This is a genomic window from Streptomyces sp. URMC 127 (assembly GCF_051386535.1).
GTDB lineage: Bacteria > Actinomycetota > Actinomycetes > Streptomycetales > Streptomycetaceae > Streptomyces.
Genome location: NZ_JBPQTW010000145.1, coordinates 1 through 17,346 on the forward strand (window position 1 = coordinate 1; position 17,346 = coordinate 17,346).

The window sequence follows — 17,346 nt, forward strand, 5'->3', positions numbered from 1 at the left end:
CGTCCCCTGTCGTCCCCCGCCGTCCCCGGGGCCCTAGCCCCGTACCGCCGCCCGTACCGCGGCCGTGAACCACTCCGTCGCCGGTTCCATGTCCGGCAGCGACCAGCCGTTGATCACGGCGACGAGCCGCCAGTACTTGCCGTACCGCGCGTCGTTGCCGGTCTCCAGCCGCTCCAGGAGCCAGGCCCGGAACTCCGGCCCGTCCTCGCGGCCCGAGATCTCCGCGCAGACGGCGGCCATCCGGTCGACGTAGGGCCGGGCCTCGGGCGCGTCCGGCGCGATCCCGGCCCGCCGCGCGGCCTCCGTCCCCTCCTTGATCGCCTGCGCGGCCAGCTTCGTCCGCTCGCCGTCGGGCCGCCCGGACTCCTTCCAGGCGCGCGTCTGGTCCTCGGCCGCCCGGCGGATCCCGGCGCGGAACCCCTCGTCCTGGACGAGCTCGGCGAGCTCCACCCAGGCGTCGAGCTGCTCCTGCGAGGGGTTCTCCGGCAGCTCGGGCATGCCGCCGCGCATCGAGGCGATGAACTCGGGGTCGGCGTCCAGGCCCTCGAAGGCGCTGTCGATGAAGTCGTTGATCAGGCGGCGCCGTTCCTGATCGGACAGGGTCGCGAGCTTGTGCATGAGTTCCATCTCCTCCGGTGTCGACCCGCGCCCGGCCACCGCCCGCAGCACGGCCTGACGCAACCGCAGGGTGCGGATCTGCACGTCCAGGGCCTCGGCGTGGACGGCCGCGACCTCGGCGACGGTGATCTCCCGCTCCAGCACCTGCCGGATGACGGGCAGACCCACGCCGAGGTCGCGCAGCGTCCGCACGAGGCCGAGGCGCGTGAGCGCGTCGGGGCCGTAGAGGCGGTAGCCCGCGGGTGTGCGGTCGGTCGGCGGCACCACGCCCGTGTCGGACCAGAACCTGATCGTCCTGACCGTCAGCCCGGTCAGCCGGGCCAGTTCCCCGATGGAGTGCAGGGAGCCCGGCACGTCCGCGGAGTCCGGGGAGTCCGCGGGATCCGGGGGGTACGGGGTGTCGTCGTCCATGTCCCTCACCTTGGAGTCTCCGGTCGCTGGAGAGTCAACACGACTTCTGCCCGGTTCTGACGCACCCGCCGGTTCGGCGGCGGCACACGCACCAAATGAGACAAAAAGTGCAAAAAATGCGCCAGACTCTCTCCGCACATCCCCCATCCCCGGGAGCTCCCATGACCCCCACCGCCACCAGGGCCGCCACCGCGGCCGCCACCGCCACGCTCCTCGCCGCCGCGGGCGCCAGTGCCACAGCCAGCGCCGACAGCGTCGCCGCCGGCGGCGCCTCCGACTCCGCCGGCGTCATCACGGGCAACACGATCCAGGTCCCGATCCGCGTACCGGTGACGCTGTGCTCCTTCCCCATCAACATCATCGGTCTGCTCAACCAGGCCGCCGGCAACGTCTGCATCACCGACTAGCCCGCGAGCCCGCGAGCCCGCCAGCCCGCGGAACCGGAAGCGGGCCCGTCCGAAGACGGGGCCGCTTGCGTCGGCCGCTTACGTCGGCCGTTTTCGCCGCCCGTTTTTCGCCGCCCGTTCCTACATGTAGAAGCGCTGGTTGGCGGCGCCCGTGCACTTCCACAGGATCAGGCGGGCTCCGTCGCTCTTACTGGCGCCTGCCACGTCCAGGCACATGGTGCCCACGTGGATCTCCCAGGTGTTGCCGCGGAGCACGGGGTACCAGGACTGGTTCAGCCCGTTCTTGCACGGCCACTGGATGACGTTGCGGCCCTTCTTGATGTCCTGGCCGTCGAGGCACTTGTTGCTCGACTCGGACTTCACCCAGTACCGGAAGTTGTTCGGCATGAAGTTCCAGCGCTGGTTCTGCTGACCGCCGCAGGTCCACTGGTCGATCTTCGCGTTGGTGCTGTTGTCCCAGCCGTGCACGGTGACGCACTTGCCGGGTGCGTGGGCCGGCCGGAGGTAGTGCACGCCGGGGATCGGGGTGATGGCCGGTGAGGCCGTGGCTGCCGCTGCGGGGACCGGTGCCATCACCCCCAGCGTGCTCACCGTCGCGGCCAGGATGCCGCCGGCCAGGAGACTCCCGCTCTTCTTCACGCTCTTCCTCCCCTCCGAGGAGACCCGGGCCCTAAGCACGGACCATCTCGAACTGCTGGTTGGCGACGTTCTTGCAGTTCCACAGGACCAGCTGCGTGTTGTTCTGCCGGGACGCGCCCGGGACGTCCAGGCACTTCTGCGACGCGTGCTTGGGCTTGAAGGCCATGAAGCCGGTGAGGTTCCGGGCGTGGAAGAGCTGGTTGTCGCGGCCGTTGCAGTCCCAGGTGATGACCTTCGTGCCGTTGCTCTTGCCGCCGCCCTGCACGTCCAGGCAGCGTCCCCCGTTCTCCGAGACGACGTAGGCGAGCCCCCACTGGCTGGTGTACATCAGCCTCCACCGCTGGTTCGCCCGGCCCAGGCAGTCGTACTGGTCGACCGCAGCGCCCCTGGCCGTGCTCGCCCCGTGCACCGTCATGCACTTCTTGCTGTGCTTGGCCTTGAAGTACCAGACGCCGCCGTCACGCGCCCCCGCCGGTGCCGCCGGCGCTGCCGGCTCCGACGACCGCGGCGCGGCCTCGGCCGCGGGCGCGAGCGCCAAGCCGGCGCCGATCGCGGCCGATGCCGCCGCCAGCGCGGCCCGTTTGCTGATGAGTTTCACAGGCGTGTCTCCCCCGTTGATGGGTTACGGATTTCCCGCCCCTGGAAACTACGCAGCCGCGCCCCGCAGCACGTCAGCCGAGCAGGGTATGTCCGGCGTCAACCTCTGCGGCATGCGCTGATGCGCTGCAACGCCCGTGGTAGCAGGCGCGCTTCGGGTCAGGGGATCCACTACGGGACGCCCCGGGCCGGTCCCTGAGACGGGACGAGCCGCACCTCGTCCGGGTGAACGATGATCGGACAACAATCGGAACGGATCCTGAGAGCGACCCGCAGGGAAGCGAAAGGATCACCATGGCAACGGACAAGGCCCAGCTCGCCGAAGGTTCCGCCGAGGGCCTGAACCACCCTCGCGTCCAGCGGTCGTTACGCAGCGCCCGGCTCCTCATCGGCTGCTACGTCGCCCTCAGCGTGTGCACGCTCATCGCCGTCGTCCTGCTGCGCGACCACCACGACATCGTGAACGCGGCCGTCTGGACCCGGGCGAGCATCGTCGTCGCTGCGTCGCTGCTCATGGCCTGGTTCGCCGCCCGAACAGCCCGCGGCCACAGCCGCTCGTATCTCCGGCTGCGGCTGTCCTCGGCCGCCATGGTGATCGCGATCGCCGTCATCGTCGCGCTGCCCGGGGCGTTTCCGGCCTGGCTGAAGGCGGAGCAGGCCGCGTGCGGGGTGCTCCTGCTCGGCGTCGTCCTGACCCTCAACGGCCGCCACGTGCGCTCCGTCTTCACCAGCCGCTAGCAGCAGCACCGGCCCCGAGGGCGATCTCCGTCCAGGGTCACGTCTCGCTTCCCCAGCGGCTCGCCCTGTTCGCCTCCGCCACCTTCGCGTGGAGCCGCTCGGCCTCCGTGGCGGGGCGGAGCAGGGACGGGGGCGCGTCCCATTCGGGGCCACCCGCGGGCGGGCGCAGGCGCAGGCGGGGGCCGTCCGTCGCTACGACGCGGGCCGGCCTGTCGTCCCGGGCGTCCACGACGAGCGTCCCCACGGCGGGCGCGAAGTGCTCTCCTCCTGCGGCGCACCTGCAGCTGAGCAGGGGGTGGCGGGGCCGGAGGTCGATCCCGTGGGCCGTCGCCCACACGTAAACGCCGCACACGGCGGCCTCCTTCGCTGCGGGCGCCTCCGGCGCGGGGACGGCCACGGAGGCCGGGGCGGCCGGCTCCCGGGTGGCGGGCTCCCCGGTGACCGGCTTCCGGGCGGCCGGTTCGCGGGTGGCCGGTTCGCGGCCGTTCCTCAGCCAGGCGGTCAGGCGGCGGATAGGGTTGCGCATGTCGACGCTCCTACGTGGCGTTGGCCATGCCCCCGGGCCGGTCACATCGGTCGCGGGGGTCTACGTCGCACCACAGCCTGCCGCTGCGGAAGAGGGGCGGCTTTCACGAAAAGTGAAAGCCGGCCCTCTTGCGGGCGAGCGTCCTAAACGCCCAGCCAGCGGACGTAATTGGCGAGCGTCTCGTTGCTGGACCTGTCCGCCCGGCGGAGCGCCAGCACCGTCTCCCGGGCCTGCGGGTGATAGCGCGTCTTCTGCGGTGCTGCAGAGCGGGCCCTCAGCAGTGACGTGAAGGCGCCCTGCCGGTCGCCCGTCCACAGTTGTGCACGGCTGACGTCGATGTAGTGGTGACTGACGCGGTCCGGATACAGCTCACAGAACTCGTCAGGCAGGTGCATTTTCTCGGCCGCCTTCACGGCACGCCCGTAGTGGCCCAGTTCAACCTCCAGCGCCACCTCGTGAATACGCGTGTTCGACGGGCCGAACGACATCACGTAGTTCTGCGTATCGCCGCCCAGCCGCTCAGCGGTCTCCCACGCCTCCTGCCACTGGGCCCGGGCGCTGTCCTCCTGCGACTTGCTCGCGGGGCTGAGACGCGCGGCCAGCATGGTGGCTCGCAGCCGCAGGTTGCCCTGTACGCACAGCGCCGACCGGTCCCCCCTGCGGACGTCGTCCTCCACATCGGCCAAAGACCGTTCCATCAAGCGGAACCCGACCTCATGGCGCCCTGTGTTGAAGCAGGACTGCGCACGCAGGTAGGCGGTGAGGACCACCATGTACGGGTCCCCGGACCGCTCGGCGCTGTAGGACATCCGCGCAAGCACGGCACTGCCGAGGTCGATGTGGCCGAGCCCGTACACGACGTCGTGCACGCAGCGGTAGGTGTAGGCGAGGAGTCTGTGCGCGCGCTCACGCCCGCGGCCCTCGTGCCGGTGCGTCGCTTCCACCAGCTCGTCGATCAGGGCCGGTGCCTTGTCGGCCGTCTTCAGGTACTCGGCCGAACGGCGGAGCTCGCCGAGAGCCTTCACATCAGCCGCGATCTCGTGCAGCGCGCGCGGCGGCGCGACCGGGTCCAAGGGAACGTCCCAGTTTTCCAGGCTGGCCCGGATGGCGGCGATCGGGGCGTCGAACCGGTCCTCGCGCTGCTCCGCGGTGAACGGCTGTCCGACGAGGATGCTGCTTTCGATTCCCAGTGCGCGGGCGCACGCCGCGACAAGGGCGGGCGAGGCGGGTTTGTGACCGCTCTCGACCTTGCTGAGCAGGCTGTACGAGATGTGCGCCTTGTCGGCCAGACCTCGTTGCGTGAGGTGTGCGATGTTGCGCTGTTCGGCGATGCGCGCGCCGATGTGTGTGTCAGTGCACTCGGGCATACTTGGCTCCGTTCTGACTTCGACACTCAGAACGGTACCTCTGTCCACCGACAGAGGAAGCCGCGAACGGCCCCCGGTCCGGGGGCCGTTCGTAGCTCCCCCGCCAGCGCTTGGCCGCGCGTCACCGGCCCAGCCACGCCCCGTAGTTGCTGAACGACTCCGGCATCCGCCGCTTCGCCGACTCCAGGCCCGCGAACGTCTCCCGTACCGTCGGGTGGTAGCGCGTCTGCTGCGGCGCGATCTTCCGGGCCAGTTGCAGGTTTCTGAAGGCTGCGTCCGTGCGGCCCGTCCACAGTTCTGCCCGTGCGACCTCCGTGTAGTGGTGGGCCCGGCGGGACGGCGGCCAGGTGTCCGGGATCGCCGTCTCCTCGGCCGCCCGCACGGCCTCCGGATAGCGGTCCAGCTCGGCGAGGACGCTCACGTGGTGCGCCCCGACGTTGGTCGGGCCGAACGACAGCCAGTGCACCTTCCCGGCCTCGCCCGTGCGCTCCGCGATCCGCCGCGCCTCGCGCAGGTGCCCGGTGGCGGCGTCCTCGTCCTTGTCGCGGCCCGCGAGCACGGCGGCGCCCAGGTGCAGCTGACCCGTGACGACGTCGCGCACGCGCCCCGCATCGGCCTGCGCCAGCGTGGTCATGCCGAGCCGTACGAGCCGCTTGCCCGTGCGGTAGTCACTGGCGCGCAGGTAGGCCAGCGCCCGCAAGTACTGGCGCATCCCGCCGAGCACCGGGTCCGAGGCCCGCTGCGCGGCCCACTCCAGCCGGTCCAGCGCGACCGTGCACAGGTCGAGGAAGCCGAGCTTCGTGGTCACGTCGTACGCCGTGCGGTACGCGCTCGCCAGGACGCGCCAGCTGCGCTCGCCGGGGGACAGATGGGCCGACGTGGTGGCCTCGTGGATCAGCCCGGGCAGAGCGGAGGCGACCTGCTTGATGTTCGTCGCGCGGACCAGGGCGCACAGCTCGTCGGCGGCGGCCTCCAGTTCCGCCGGGGAACGTGGCGCGACGTCCGGGTCCGGCCCGAGGTCGTAGACGTCCAGCGCTTCGCGGATCGGCTGGATCAGGCCGTCCAGCTGGTCCGCCCGCAGCTCGTCCACGTAGGGCTGACCGGTCAGTTCGGTGACGGGCAGGGACAGCGCGCGGGCCAGCGCCCCGATGACGGACGGGCTCGCGGGCAGCGCGCCCTGCTCGACCTTGGTCAGCGTGCTGTAGGAGACATGGGCCAGGTCCGACAACTCGCGCTGGGTCAGGCGGCGGACCTTGCGCGCGCGGGCGATACGCGCGCCGGTGTGTTCGTCAACGTGCGGGGGCATACGCGGCTCCGTTTCTGACGTGACACGGAAAACCGTACTCCTGCCCTGTGACAGGCCAACTGCCCTGCCGCAGAGCACGGGTGAACGTCGTGCCGCGCCGCTCCTTATGCTGGTCGGGCCGGAGAACGCCGACCACCCCAGGAGCCATGGACCGCCGCCGCGCCCTCGCCGACTTCCTCCGGTCGCGCCGGGAGCGCGTCACCCCGCGCGACGCCGGCATCCTCCCCGGCCCCCGCCGCCGTACGCCCGGCCTGCGCCGCGAGGAGGTCGCGCAGCTCTCCGGGATCAGCGTCACCTGGTACACGTGGCTGGAGCAGGCACGGGACATCACCGTCAGCCGGCAGGTGCTGCAGAGCCTCGCCCGGACGCTGCTCCTCTCCCCCGCCGAGACGCGGCACTTGTTCGCCCTCGCGGAGGAGTCCCCGGCGGAGCCGCCCGCGGCGGAGGCGCACCCCGCCCCCGCGCTGCAGCGCCTCGTCGACGCCCTCGACCCCCACCCCGCCTACCTGGTCACCCGCACGTGGGACCTCGCCGCCTGGAACAGAGCCGAGGCCGGGCTCCTCGGCGACCCGGCCCGCTGGGCGCCCGCCGATCGCAACCTCCTGCGGTTCACCTTCCTCGAACCCCGCGCGCGCGAGCTCCTCACCGACTGGACCGTGCAGGCCCGCGCGCTGCTGGAGCAGTACCGTGCGAGCGCCGACCGGAACGCCGGCGACCCGCGCTTCGAGGCGCTCACCCGCGAACTGCGCGCCGGCAGCGAGGCGTTCCGCGCGTGGTGGGACGCCCACGGGGTCGCCGACTTCCGGTCCGCCCGGCGCAGGTTCGACCACCCGCGCCTCGGGCGCCTCTCCTTCGACTACGTCAAGCTCAACGCCGCCGACGCGCCGGACCTCAGCCTCATCGCCTGCGTGCCGGCGGACGACGCGACCGCCGGCAAACTGACCGCCCTGAGCGATATGGGCGATAAGACGCCATTCGGCTGAACCGAAGGGTTTTTCCCTCCGCGCTGCCCGCCCCGCTGCTGCCGCGGGCGCCCCGCACGGCACGAACACCCCGCGGACACCCCGCAGAAACCCGCGGACGCGCCCCGCACGCAACGCCCCCCGCCGGAGGCCCGGGCCCCGGCGGGAGCCGTTGCGGAACCGGGGCCTACTTCTCCGCGATCACCACAGCGGAAGCGACCCCCGCGTCATGGCTCAGCGACACGTGCCACGACGTCACCCCGAGCTGCTCGGCGCGCGCCGCCACCGTCCCCGTCACGACCAGCCGCGGCTGACCGCTGCTCTCCGTCGTGACCTCGGCGTCCGTCCACAGCAGGTCGCCCGGCGCGCCCAGGGCCTTGGCCAGGGCCTCCTTCGCCGCGAAGCGGACCGCCAGCGAGGCGACGCCGCGCCGCTCGCCGCTCGGCAGATACAGCTCGCGCTCGACGAACAGGCGGCCGGCCAGCCCCGGCGTACGCCGCAGCGCGGCCTCGAAGCGGTCGATCGCGGCGACGTCGATGCCGACTCCCACGATCATTCGACGGTCACCGACTTCGCCAGGTTGCGCGGCTGGTCGACCTCGTTGCCGCGGGCCGTCGCCAGCTCGCACGCGAAGACCTGCAGGGGCACCGTGGCCACCAGCGGCTGCAGCAGCACCGGCGTCCGCGGGATCTCGATCAGATGGTCCGCGTACGGCCGCACCGCCTCGTCGCCCCGCTCGGCGATCACGATCGTCCGCGCGCCCCGCGCCCGGATCTCCTGGATGTTCGACACGATCTTGTCGTGCAGCACCGAACGCCCCCGCGGCGACGGCACGACCACCACCACCGGCAGGTCCTTCTCGATCAGCGCGATCGGCCCGTGCTTGAGCTCGCCCGCCGCGAAGCCCTCCGCGTGCATGTAGGCGAGCTCCTTGAGCTTCAGAGCGCCCTCCAGGGCGACCGGGTAGCCCACGTGACGGCCGAGGAAGAGCACCGTGTTCTTGCCTGCCAGGGAGCGGGCCAGCTCGCGGACCGGCTCCATGGTCTTAAGGACCTCCTCCACCTGGCCCGCGATCTGCGAGAGCTCCCGGATGACGGAGACGACCTCGTCGCCCCACTTGGTGCCGCGCACCTGCCCCAGGTACAGCGCCACCAGGTAGCAGGCCACCAGCTGGGTCAGGAACGCCTTCGTCGAGGCGACCGCGACCTCGGGGCCCGCGTGCGTGTAGAGGACCGCGTCCGACTCGCGCGGGATGGTCGAGCCGTTGGTGTTGCAGATGGCCAGGACCTTCGCGCCCTGCTCGCGCGCGTGCCGCAGCGCCATCAGGGTGTCCATCGTCTCGCCGGACTGGCTGATGGCGATCACCAGCGTGCGCTGGTCCAGGATCGGGTCCCGGTAGCGGAACTCGCTGGCCAGCTCCGTCTCGCAGGGAATCCGCGTCCAGTGCTCGATCGCGTACTTGGCGATCATGCCCGCGTGGTACGCCGTGCCGCACGCGACGATGACGATCTTGTCGGCTTCGCGCAGCACGGACGCCGGGATCCGCACCTCGTCCAGCGACAGCGTCCCCGCGGCGTCGATCCGGCCCAGCAGCGTGTCCGCGACCGCCTTCGGCTGCTCGGCGATCTCCTTGAGCATGAAGTAGTCGTAGCCGCCCTTCTCGGCGGCCGAGGCGTCCCAGTCGACGTGGTACGGGCGGACGTCCGCGGGCGAGCCGTCGAAGCCCGTCACGGTCACCCCGTCGCGGCGCAGCTCGACGACCTGGTCCTGGCCCAGCTCGACGGCCTCGCGGGTGTGCGCGATGAACGCGGCCACGTCGGAGGCGAGGAAGGACTCGCCGTCGCCGAGGCCGACCACGAGCGGGGAGTTGCGGCGCGCCCCGACCACCACGTCCGGCTCGTCGGCGTGCACCGCGACCAGCGTGAACGCGCCCTCCAGCCGGCGGCACACCTGCCGCATCGACTCGGCGAGGTCGCCACAGGAGGAGAAGGACTCCGACAGCAGGTGCGCGACGACCTCGGTGTCGGTCTCCGAGCCGAGGGCGTGGCCGCGCTCGGCCAGCTCGGCCCGCAGCGCGGCGAAGTTCTCGATGATGCCGTTGTGGACGACGGCGACGCGGCCGGGATTGTCCAGGTGGGGGTGGGCGTTGGCGTCGTTGGGCGCGCCGTGCGTGGCCCAGCGGGTGTGGCCGATGCCGGTCGGGCCGGACGGCAGCGGCCGGTCGGACAGCTCCTTCTCCAGGTTGGCGAGTTTGCCCGCCTTCTTCGCGGCGGCGAGGCCGCCGTCGGCCAGCACCGCCACCCCGGCCGAGTCATAGCCGCGGTACTCCAGCCGCCGCAGCCCCGCCAATACGACATCGAGGGCGGACTGCCCTCCCACATAGCCAACGATTCCGCACATGCGGAGCAGGGTACGGCCCGGGCGGCCCCGCTCGTGGCGGCAACGGCGCAACCGTCACCGGCAACGGCACATCCATGACCGGCAACGGCGGATCAGCGGCCCCGTTCGATCCTGTCGATCGCGTCCTGCACCAGCTCCAGGTACTCGACCTCCTCGCAGCGCGGCTTGCTGCCGAGCTCGTAGCGGTCGAGGCAGTCGTCCAGGTCCTGGGCGAGGTCCTCGTCGGGCAGATCGTCGGCCAGCTCGGCGCACACACGGGCGGCGAAGGCCTCCCGCTCGGCCTCGGCGGAGCGCCTGCGGGGGCTGCGGGGATGGATTCGGAGAGCGAACACGGCGTCCCTAGCGTGATGCGGCCGCGTGGGGGGCAGGTGCGCGGTGCGGCTCGCGAGCGGAACGTAGTACCTGACCGGCCAGTAGGTACAGAGGTCGGTGAAAGTTCACCCAACGAGGGCGCGCCGTTACCGCCCGTACGAGGCGCCCAAACCCCACGAGAACGCCCGCTCCCGCCACCCGGAAGTGAGCCCCGCGCCCCGGCCGCGCACAATGGGCCCGTGCCGACCACCACAGAGCAGCAGCGCCGCCGCGCCGACTCGTCCCCCTATGTGGACCTGACGCGCGCCGAGTGGAGCGCCCTGCGCGAGGACACCCCGCTGCCGCTGACCGCCGAGGAGGTCGAGCGGCTGCGCGGCCTCGGCGACGTCATCGACCTGGACGAGGTCCGCGAGGTCTACCTACCGCTGTCCCGGCTGCTGCACCTGTACGTGGAGGCCACCAGCGGGCTGCGCGCCACGCTGAACACCTTCCTGGGCGACGTGGGCGACGGGCACGGCTCCCACTCCCAGCCCGGCACGCCCTTCGTCATAGGGGTCGCGGGCAGCGTGGCGGTCGGCAAGTCGACCACGGCGCGCCTCCTGCAGGCGCTGCTCGCCCGCTGGCCCGAGCACCCGCGCGTCGAACTGGTCACCACGGACGGCTTCCTACTGCCCAACGCCGAGCTGCACGCCCGCGGCCTGATGTCGAGGAAAGGTTTCCCCGAGTCGTACGACCGGCGCGCGCTGACCCGCTTCGTCGCCGACGTGAAGGCCGGCAAGGACGAGGTCTCCGCCCCCGTCTACTCCCACCTGATCTACGACATCGTGCCGGGCGAGCGGCTGACCGTGCACCGCCCCGACATCCTCATCATCGAGGGCCTCAACGTCCTCCAGCCGGCCCTGCCCGGCAAGGACGGCCGCACGCGCGTCGGGCTCGCCGACTTCTTCGACTTCAGCGTGTACGTGGACGCGCGCGCGGAGGACATCGAGCGCTGGTACTACGAGCGGTTCAAGAAGCTGCGCGCCACGGCCTTCACCGACCCCGACTCGTACTTCCGCCGCTACACCGAGGTCTCCGAGGAGGAGGCCCTGGACTACGCCCGCCGCAACTGGCGGACCATCAACAAGCCCAACCTGCTGGAGAACGTGGCGCCCACGCGCGGCCGGTCGAACCTGATCCTGCGCAAGGGACCGGACCACAAGGTCCAGCGGCTGTCCCTGCGTAAGCTCTGAGGACTCCGAGGACCACCGATACCGGACGGGGACGCCCATGCTCCATCTGCGGATGATCTGCCCGCCCGCCCGCACCGACGACGTGGTCGCCCTCGTCGAGAAGACCGTGGGCGCCACGCACCTGGCCGTCGTCCCCGGCGCGGGCCGCGACCCGCACGGCGACATCGTGCTGTGCGACGTGGCCCGCGAGGCGGCCGACGAACTGCTGGACGCGCTGCGCGCGAGCGGCCTGCCCGAGGTCGGCTCGGTCGCCGTCGAGGACGTCGACCTGCTGCTCTCCCGGCGCGCACAGCACGCCGAACTGGCGGCGCCCGGCTCGGGCGCGGACGCGATCGTGTGGGAGTCGCTGGTCGAGGAGACCCACGAGGAGTCGACGCTCACCGTCACCTTCCTGGCGTTCCTGACGGTCGCGACGATGCTCGCCGCCTGCGGCGTGATCATGGACAGTGCGATCCTGATCGTGGGCGCGATGGCGGTCGGCCCGGAGTTCGGGCCACTGGCCGGGCTGTGCACGGCGATCGTACGGCGGGCGCCGCGGCTGGCCTGGCGGTCGGTGGCCGCGCTGCTCGTGGGCTTCCCCGTGGCGATGGCGCTGACCGGCGGCTTCAGCGTCCTGATGGACTGGCTGGGGCTCTTCCACGAGGCGAAGTTCCTCGCGCCCCGCCCCCAGACGTCCTTCATCTGGCAGCCGGACGCCTTCTCCTTCGTGGTGGCGTTCCTCGCCGGCATCGCCGGGATCCTGTCCCTCACCTCGGCGAAGTCGGGCGCGCTGATCGGCGTGGCGATCTCGGTGACGACGGTGCCGGCGGCGGCGAACGCGGCGGTCGCCCTGTCCTACGGCGACTGGTCGGAGACCCGTGGCTCGGCGGTCCAGCTGGCGCTGAACCTGGCGGGGATCGTGGTGGCGGGAACGCTCACGCTGCTCGCCCAGAAGCTCTTCTGGGCGAGGCAACGGCGCCGCTCCGCGGAGGGCAGCGGCGCGAAGCGCTGAGCGCTGGCCTCCGGGAGGGCGGGCTCGCGGCAGTCCGGCACCGCCGGTCCGCGCCGTCGTGGTGCTACGCCGTTGCGGCGGAAGAAGGTGCCAGGCGCAGCCTGAACATTCCTTCCGCCGCGACGGCGCGTCCCCCCACGGCGAGGGTCCGGCGGAATGACCTACTACCCCAGCGCGGACTTCACCGCGTCCGCGAGCCGCTGCGCGACCGTCCGCGCCTGCTCGATGTCGGCGGCCTCCACCATGACCCGGACGAGGGGCTCGGTGCCGGACGGGCGCAGCAGCACCCGGCCCGTGGAGCCCAGCTGCTCCTCCGCGTCGGCGACGGCCGCGGCGAGCTCCTCCGAGGAGTTCACGCGGGTCTTGTCGACGTCGCGGACGTTGATGAGGATCTGCGGCAGGCGCTCCATGACGGCGGCCAGGTCCGCGAGGGAGCGGCCCGTGGCGGCGACGCGGGCGGCCAGCATGAGGCCGGTCAGCGTGCCGTCGCCCGTCGTGGCGTGGTCGAGGACGATGACGTGCCCGGACTGCTCGCCGCCGAGGGCGAAGCCGTGCGCCTTCATCTCCTCCAGGACGTAGCGGTCGCCGACGGCCGTCTGGACCAGCTCGACGCCCTCGCGCTCCATGGCCAGCTTGAAGCCCAGGTTGGACATCACGGTCGCGACGACGGTGTTCTTGCGCAGCGAACCGGCCTCGCGCAGGGCCAGCGCCAGGACGGCGAGGATCTGGTCGCCGTCGACCTCGTTGCCCTTGTGGTCCACGGCCAGGCAGCGGTCGGCGTCGCCGTCGTGCGCGACGCCCAGGTCGGCGCCGTGCTCGACGACGGCGGCCCGGAGCTTGTCCAGGTGGGTGGAGCCGCACTCGTGGTTGATGTTGAGGCCGTCGGGCTCGGTGCCGATCGTGATGACCTCGGCGCCGGCGCGGGCGAAGGCCTCGGGGGAGACGCGGGCCGCGGCGCCGTGGGCACCGTCGATGACGACCTTCAGGCCGTCCATGCGGTTGGGGAGGACGCCGATGAGGTGGGCGACGTAGTTGTCGAAGCCCTGGTCGTAGTCGCGGACGCGGCCGACGCCGGCGCCGGTGGGCCGGTCCCAGGGCTCGCCGGAGGCGTGCGCGCGGTAGGTCTGCTCGATACGGTCCTCCAGCTCGTCGGCGAGCTTGTGGCCGCCGCGGGCGAAGAACTTGATGCCGTTGTCGGGCATGGCGTTGTGGCTCGCGGAGAGCATCACGCCGAGGTCGGCGCCGAGCGCGCCGGTGAGGTAGGCGACGGCGGGCGTGGGCAGCACGCCGACCCGCAGCACGTCCACGCCGGCGCTGGCCAGGCCGGCCACGACGGCGGCCTCCAGGAACTCACCCGAAGCGCGCGGATCCCGGCCCACGACCGCCACGGGGCGGTGGCCCTCGAACGTGCCCGCCTCGGCGAGCACGTGCGCCGCGGCGACCGACAGGCCGAGCGCGAGCTCGGCCGTGAGATCGGCGTTGGCGACGCCGCGCACACCGTCCGTACCGAAGAGTCGTCCCACTGGTGTCCTCCGAAAAACGCGCGGATACGGGGCCTGCCTGTGAACGGCCCCCGCAAACAAAAGTGTCGGGTCCAAATACGGAACGTTGACTTCAGGTATACGCCGATACGTCCCGGGTGCCCGATAGCCGAACGCCCCGGCGGGCACGGAGCGTGCCGCCGGGGCGTTCGAGCAGAAGCAGCGAAGCCGCGTGATTAGCGCTTGCTGTACTGCGGGGCCTTGCGGGCCTTCTTCAGACCGGCCTTCTTGCGCTCGACCGCACGGTCGTCGCGGCTCAGGAAGCCGGCCTTCTTCAGCGGGCCGCGGTTGTTGTCCACGTCCGCCTCGTTCAGCGCGCGGGCCACGCCGAGGCGCAGGGCGCCGGCCTGGCCGGAGACGCCGCCACCCGAGATGCGGGCGATGACGTCGTAGCGGTCGTCGAGCTCGAGCACCTTGAAGGGCTCGTTGACTTCCTGCTGGTGCACCTTGTTGGGGAAGTAGTCCTCAAGGGTGCGACCGTTGATCTTCCACTTGCCGGAGCCCGGAACGATCCGGACGCGGGCAATGGCGTTCTTGCGACGGCCCAGGCCGGCGGCCGGCTGCGGGTCGCCGAAGCGGGACGCGAGGGACTCGGAGGTGTACTCCGACTCAACGACCTCGGTCTCGGTGGTGTACTCCTCGACGCCCTCGACCGGCATCTCGGCGGTGGTCTCAGCCACGATTCTCCTCAGACTTTCTGGTTCGGCGGTGGCCGGGACTTAGCCCTGCTTGACCTGGGTGATCTCGAACGGCTGCGGCTGCTGGGCGGCGTGCGGGTGCTCGGCGCCCGAGTAGACCTTCAGCTTCGAGAGCATCTGACGGCCGAGGGAGTTCTTGGGCAGCATGCCCTTGATCGCCTTCTCGACGGCCTTCTCGGGGTTCTTGTCGAGCAGCTCGTCGTAACGGACGGAGCGCAGACCACCCGGGAAGCCAGAGTGGCGGTACGCCATCTTCTGGGTCTTCTTGTTGCCGGACAGGTGGACCTTGTCGGCGTTGATGATGACGACGAAGTCACCCATGTCCATGTGCGGGGCGTACACGGGCTTGTGCTTGCCGCGCAGCAGGGAGGCGGCCTGAGAGGCCAGACGGCCCAGGACGACGTCCTGCGCGTCGATGATGTGCCACTGGCGCTGGACATCGCCGGGCTTGGGGCTGAACGTACGCACGGTCGTAGCCTTCGCTTCTTCAGTGAGTGTGGGTCCTGACACGTCCCTCCGGGCGGCGACCAGCACGAGCGGCAGTCCGGGGACGCAACCCGAACGCACGCCGGCGGCCATCGGCCCGGTGAGCAAGCGTAAGGGCCCCTCGCGTGAGAACGACCAAGCCAATACGCATAACGAACTCGTAGAGTACCCGGCGCCGCCCGGCGGGGTCAAAACCATCGTCCCATGCGGGCGGCCACCAGGCACGGGCCCGGCGCTAGCGCTCCCGCGCCACGCGCCCCTCGTCCCACACCGGCTCCGGGACCTCCCGGACGCGGCCGTCCGCGCCGAAGAGCAAGAAGCGGTCGAACGTGCGGGCGAACCAGCGGTCGTGCGTGACGCAGAGCACCGTCCCCTCGTACGCCTCCAGGCCCTCCTGAAGCGCCTCCGCGCTCTCCAGGTCCAGGTTGTCCGTGGGCTCGTCCAGCAGCAGGGCCGTCGTGCCGGCCAGCTCCAGCAGCAAGATCTGGAAGCGGGCCTGCTGGCCGCCCGAGAGCTTCTCGAAGGGCTGGTCGCCCTGCTTCTCCAGCTCGTACCGCCGCAGGGCGGACATCGCGCCGCCGCGGTCCTTGGCGTGCTCCGTCCACAGGATGTCGACGAGCGTGCGGCCGGTCAGCTCGGGGTGGGCGTGCGTCTGCGCGAAGTGGCCGGGGACCACGCGCGCACCGAGCTTCCAGGAGCCCGTGTGCGCGACGTCCTCGCCCGCCAGGAGCCGCAGGAAGTGCGACTTCCCGGAGCCGTTCGAGCCCAGCACCGCGACCCGCTCCCCGTAGAAGACCTCCAGGTCGAACGGCTTCATGAGGCCGGTCAGCTCCAGCCCGGCGCAGGTCACGGCCCGTACGCCCGTGCGCCCGCCGCGCAGCCGCATCCGGATGTCCTGCTCGCGCGGCGGCTCCGGCGGCGGGCCCGCCTCCTCGAACTTCCGCAGCCGGGTCTGGGCCGCGGCGTAGCGCGAGGCCATCTCGTGGCTGACGGCGGCCGCCTGCCGCAGCGTGATCACCAGCTTCTTCAGCTGGGCGTGCTTCTCGTCCCAGCGCCGCCGCAGTTCCTCGAAGCGGGCGAACCGCTCCTTGCGCGCCTCGTGGTACGTGGCGAAGCCGCCGCCGTGCACCCACACGTCGCTGCCCGCCGGGCCCGGCTCGACACTGATGATCTTCTCGGCGGCGCGGGCGAGCAGCTCGCGGTCGTGGGAGACGAAGAGGACCGTCTTCTTCGTCTCGCGCAGCCGCTCCTCCAGCCAGCGCTTGCCGGGGACGTCCAGGTAGTTGTCCGGCTCGTCCAGCAGCAGGACCTCGTCCGTGCCGCGCAGCAGGGACTCCAGGACGAGCCGCTTCTGCTCGCCGCCGGAGAGCGTGCGGACCTGGCGCCACTGCGCCTTCTCGTAGGGGATGCCGAGGGCGGCCGTGGTGCACATGTCCCAGACGGTCTCGGCCTCGTAGCCGCGGGCCTCGGCCCAGTCGGAGAGGGCCTGTGCGTACGCCATCTGCGCGGCCTCGTCGTCCCGCTCCATGATCGCGAGCTCGGCCGCGTCGACGGCCCGCGCGGCCTCGCGGATCCGTGGCTGGGCGACGGAGACCAGCAGGTCGCGGACCGTGCGCTCGTCCCGGACCGAGCCGACGAACTGCGGCATCACGCCGAGGCCGCCGCTGACGGTGACGGCGCCGCCGTGCGGCTGGAGCTCGCCGGCGATCAGGCGCAGCAGCGTGGTCTTGCCCGCGCCGTTGGCGCCGACGAGGGCGACCGCGGCCCCTTCGCCGACGCGGAAGGAGACGTCGCCGAGGAGCACCCTCCCGTCGGGGAGGTAGTACTCCAGGTGGCCCGCTTCGACATGTCCCATGGGCGGGATTCTCCCTGTTTCCACAGGGGGCGACCAACGAGTTTCGGCGGTTTACGATGCACGCCATGAGCTTTGGGCAGGGAGGGCCGTACGGGGCCCCGGGCGAACCGCAGCAGCCGGCACCGCAGGCGGGCGGGCAGCCGATGCCGCCGGCGGGGCAGTTCGGGCCGCCGCCCGTCCTGGAGCCGCAGCCCGCGCAGCAGCCTTCGCAGCCTCAGCCGCTGCCCCAGCAGCCCGCGCCGCCACCGTGCCCGCGACGG

At 71.7% G+C, this 17,346-nt stretch carries 18 protein-coding genes and 1 pseudogene; 6 read left to right on the forward strand and 13 right to left on the reverse strand.

Annotated elements, in window-relative coordinates:
* Nucleotides 1–33 precede the first annotated feature (33 nt).
* Complete coding sequence (locus ACSNOH_RS24365) at nt 34–1,029, reverse strand: MerR family transcriptional regulator (protein WP_436723568.1); 996 nt, start codon at nt 1,027–1,029, stop codon at nt 34–36.
* 161 nt (nt 1,030–1,190) lie between these two features.
* Here ACSNOH_RS24365 and ACSNOH_RS24370 point away from each other — a divergent pair, with 161 nt between their 5' ends.
* Complete coding sequence (locus tag ACSNOH_RS24370) at nt 1,191–1,436, forward strand: chaplin (protein ID WP_436723569.1); 246 nt, start codon at nt 1,191–1,193, stop codon at nt 1,434–1,436.
* A 120-nt stretch (nt 1,437–1,556) separates the two neighbouring features.
* Here ACSNOH_RS24370 and ACSNOH_RS24375 read toward each other — a convergent pair whose 3' ends face one another.
* Complete coding sequence (locus tag ACSNOH_RS24375) at nt 1,557–2,075, reverse strand: RICIN domain-containing protein (protein WP_436723570.1); 519 nt, start codon at nt 2,073–2,075, stop codon at nt 1,557–1,559.
* A 31-nt stretch (nt 2,076–2,106) separates the two neighbouring features.
* Nucleotides 2,107–2,673 (reverse strand): RICIN domain-containing protein, encoded by a 567-nt coding sequence (locus tag ACSNOH_RS24380; RefSeq protein WP_436723571.1) that lies wholly within the window; start codon nt 2,671–2,673, stop codon nt 2,107–2,109.
* Between the two features lie 293 nt (nt 2,674–2,966).
* On the opposite strand from ACSNOH_RS24380, the gene ACSNOH_RS24385 reads away from it, so the two are divergent.
* Nucleotides 2,967–3,410: a hypothetical protein gene (locus tag ACSNOH_RS24385; RefSeq protein ID WP_436723572.1), complete on the forward strand. Its 444-nt coding sequence runs from the start codon at nt 2,967–2,969 to the stop codon at nt 3,408–3,410.
* 37 nt (nt 3,411–3,447) lie between these two features.
* On the opposite strand, the gene ACSNOH_RS24390 is transcribed toward ACSNOH_RS24385, so the two are convergent.
* The 3 genes from ACSNOH_RS24390 to ACSNOH_RS24400 all read right to left on the reverse strand — a co-directional run bounded on the left by ACSNOH_RS24390 (nt 3,448) and on the right by ACSNOH_RS24400 (nt 6,609).
* A complete protein-coding gene (locus ACSNOH_RS24390; RefSeq protein WP_436723573.1) occupies nt 3,448–3,936 on the reverse strand; it encodes a hypothetical protein in 489 nt (162 codons plus the stop codon).
* 143 nt (nt 3,937–4,079) lie between these two features.
* Nucleotides 4,080–5,303: a helix-turn-helix domain-containing protein gene (locus tag ACSNOH_RS24395; protein WP_436723574.1), complete on the reverse strand. Its 1,224-nt coding sequence runs from the start codon at nt 5,301–5,303 to the stop codon at nt 4,080–4,082.
* A gap of 121 nt (nt 5,304–5,424) precedes the next feature.
* Nucleotides 5,425–6,609, reverse strand: coding sequence for a helix-turn-helix domain-containing protein (locus tag ACSNOH_RS24400; RefSeq protein WP_436723575.1), 1,185 nt, complete (start codon nt 6,607–6,609; stop codon nt 5,425–5,427).
* Between the two features lie 146 nt (nt 6,610–6,755).
* On the opposite strand from ACSNOH_RS24400, the gene ACSNOH_RS24405 reads away from it, so the two are divergent.
* A complete protein-coding gene (locus ACSNOH_RS24405; protein WP_436723576.1) occupies nt 6,756–7,592 on the forward strand; it encodes a helix-turn-helix transcriptional regulator in 837 nt (278 codons plus the stop codon).
* Between the two features lie 166 nt (nt 7,593–7,758).
* Here ACSNOH_RS24405 and ACSNOH_RS24410 read toward each other — a convergent pair whose 3' ends face one another.
* The 3 genes from ACSNOH_RS24410 to ACSNOH_RS24420 form a co-directional block, all read right to left on the reverse strand.
* A complete protein-coding gene (locus tag ACSNOH_RS24410) occupies nt 7,759–8,127 on the reverse strand; it encodes a holo-ACP synthase (protein WP_436723577.1) in 369 nt (122 codons plus the stop codon).
* Nucleotides 8,124–9,971, reverse strand: a complete 1,848-nt coding sequence (gene glmS / locus ACSNOH_RS24415) for a glutamine--fructose-6-phosphate transaminase (isomerizing) (protein WP_436723578.1) — start codon at nt 9,969–9,971, stop codon at nt 8,124–8,126. The genes ACSNOH_RS24410 and glmS overlap by 4 nt, the downstream gene beginning before the upstream one ends.
* 92 nt (nt 9,972–10,063) lie before the next feature.
* On the reverse strand, nt 10,064–10,303 hold the full coding sequence (locus ACSNOH_RS24420; protein WP_436723579.1) for a hypothetical protein: 240 nt from the start codon (nt 10,301–10,303) through the stop codon (nt 10,064–10,066).
* 219 nt (nt 10,304–10,522) lie between these two features.
* On the opposite strand from ACSNOH_RS24420, the gene coaA reads away from it, so the two are divergent.
* Nucleotides 10,523–11,515: a type I pantothenate kinase gene (gene coaA, locus ACSNOH_RS24425; protein WP_436723580.1), complete on the forward strand. Its 993-nt coding sequence runs from the start codon at nt 10,523–10,525 to the stop codon at nt 11,513–11,515.
* A gap of 37 nt (nt 11,516–11,552) precedes the next feature.
* Entirely contained in the window at nt 11,553–12,506 is a 954-nt protein-coding gene (locus ACSNOH_RS24430) for a DUF389 domain-containing protein (RefSeq protein WP_436723581.1), read from the forward strand.
* Between the two features lie 164 nt (nt 12,507–12,670).
* On the opposite strand, the gene glmM is transcribed toward ACSNOH_RS24430, so the two are convergent.
* The 4 genes from glmM to ACSNOH_RS24450 form a co-directional block, all read right to left on the reverse strand.
* A complete protein-coding gene (glmM, locus tag ACSNOH_RS24435; RefSeq protein ID WP_436723582.1) occupies nt 12,671–14,029 on the reverse strand; it encodes a phosphoglucosamine mutase in 1,359 nt (452 codons plus the stop codon).
* Between the two features lie 194 nt (nt 14,030–14,223).
* Nucleotides 14,224–14,727, reverse strand: a complete 504-nt coding sequence (rpsI, locus tag ACSNOH_RS24440; protein ID WP_106681042.1) for a 30S ribosomal protein S9 — start codon at nt 14,725–14,727, stop codon at nt 14,224–14,226.
* Nucleotides 14,728–14,766: 39 nt separating this feature from the next.
* Complete coding sequence (gene rplM, locus ACSNOH_RS24445; protein ID WP_106681041.1) at nt 14,767–15,213, reverse strand: 50S ribosomal protein L13; 447 nt, start codon at nt 15,211–15,213, stop codon at nt 14,767–14,769.
* Nucleotides 15,214–15,466: 253 nt separating this feature from the next.
* Complete coding sequence (locus tag ACSNOH_RS24450) at nt 15,467–17,086, reverse strand: ABC-F family ATP-binding cassette domain-containing protein (RefSeq protein ID WP_436723583.1); 1,620 nt, start codon at nt 17,084–17,086, stop codon at nt 15,467–15,469.
* Between the two features lie 65 nt (nt 17,087–17,151).
* Between ACSNOH_RS24450 and ACSNOH_RS24455 the strand changes: the two are divergent.
* Nucleotides 17,152–17,346 (forward strand): annotated as a pseudogene (locus ACSNOH_RS24455) (hypothetical protein); the annotation flags it as partial.

Coding starts and splice junctions, on each gene's coding strand:
- ACSNOH_RS24365 (WP_436723568.1), bottom strand. CDS start 1,029: ATGGACGACGACACCCCGTACCCCCCGGATCCCGCGGACTCCCCGGAC.
- ACSNOH_RS24370 (WP_436723569.1), top strand. CDS start 1,191: ATGACCCCCACCGCCACCAGGGCCGCCACCGCGGCCGCCACCGCCACG.
- ACSNOH_RS24385 (WP_436723572.1), top strand. CDS start 2,967: ATGGCAACGGACAAGGCCCAGCTCGCCGAAGGTTCCGCCGAGGGCCTG.
- ACSNOH_RS24390 (WP_436723573.1), bottom strand. CDS start 3,936: ATGCGCAACCCTATCCGCCGCCTGACCGCCTGGCTGAGGAACGGCCGC.
- ACSNOH_RS24395 (WP_436723574.1), bottom strand. CDS start 5,303: ATGCCCGAGTGCACTGACACACACATCGGCGCGCGCATCGCCGAACAG.
- ACSNOH_RS24400 (WP_436723575.1), bottom strand. CDS start 6,609: ATGCCCCCGCACGTTGACGAACACACCGGCGCGCGTATCGCCCGCGCG.
- ACSNOH_RS24405 (WP_436723576.1), top strand. CDS start 6,756: ATGGACCGCCGCCGCGCCCTCGCCGACTTCCTCCGGTCGCGCCGGGAG.
- ACSNOH_RS24410 (WP_436723577.1), bottom strand. CDS start 8,127: ATGATCGTGGGAGTCGGCATCGACGTCGCCGCGATCGACCGCTTCGAG.
- glmS (WP_436723578.1), bottom strand. CDS start 9,971: ATGTGCGGAATCGTTGGCTATGTGGGAGGGCAGTCCGCCCTCGATGTC.
- ACSNOH_RS24430 (WP_436723581.1), top strand. CDS start 11,553: ATGCTCCATCTGCGGATGATCTGCCCGCCCGCCCGCACCGACGACGTG.
- ACSNOH_RS24450 (WP_436723583.1), bottom strand. CDS start 17,086: ATGGGACATGTCGAAGCGGGCCACCTGGAGTACTACCTCCCCGACGGG.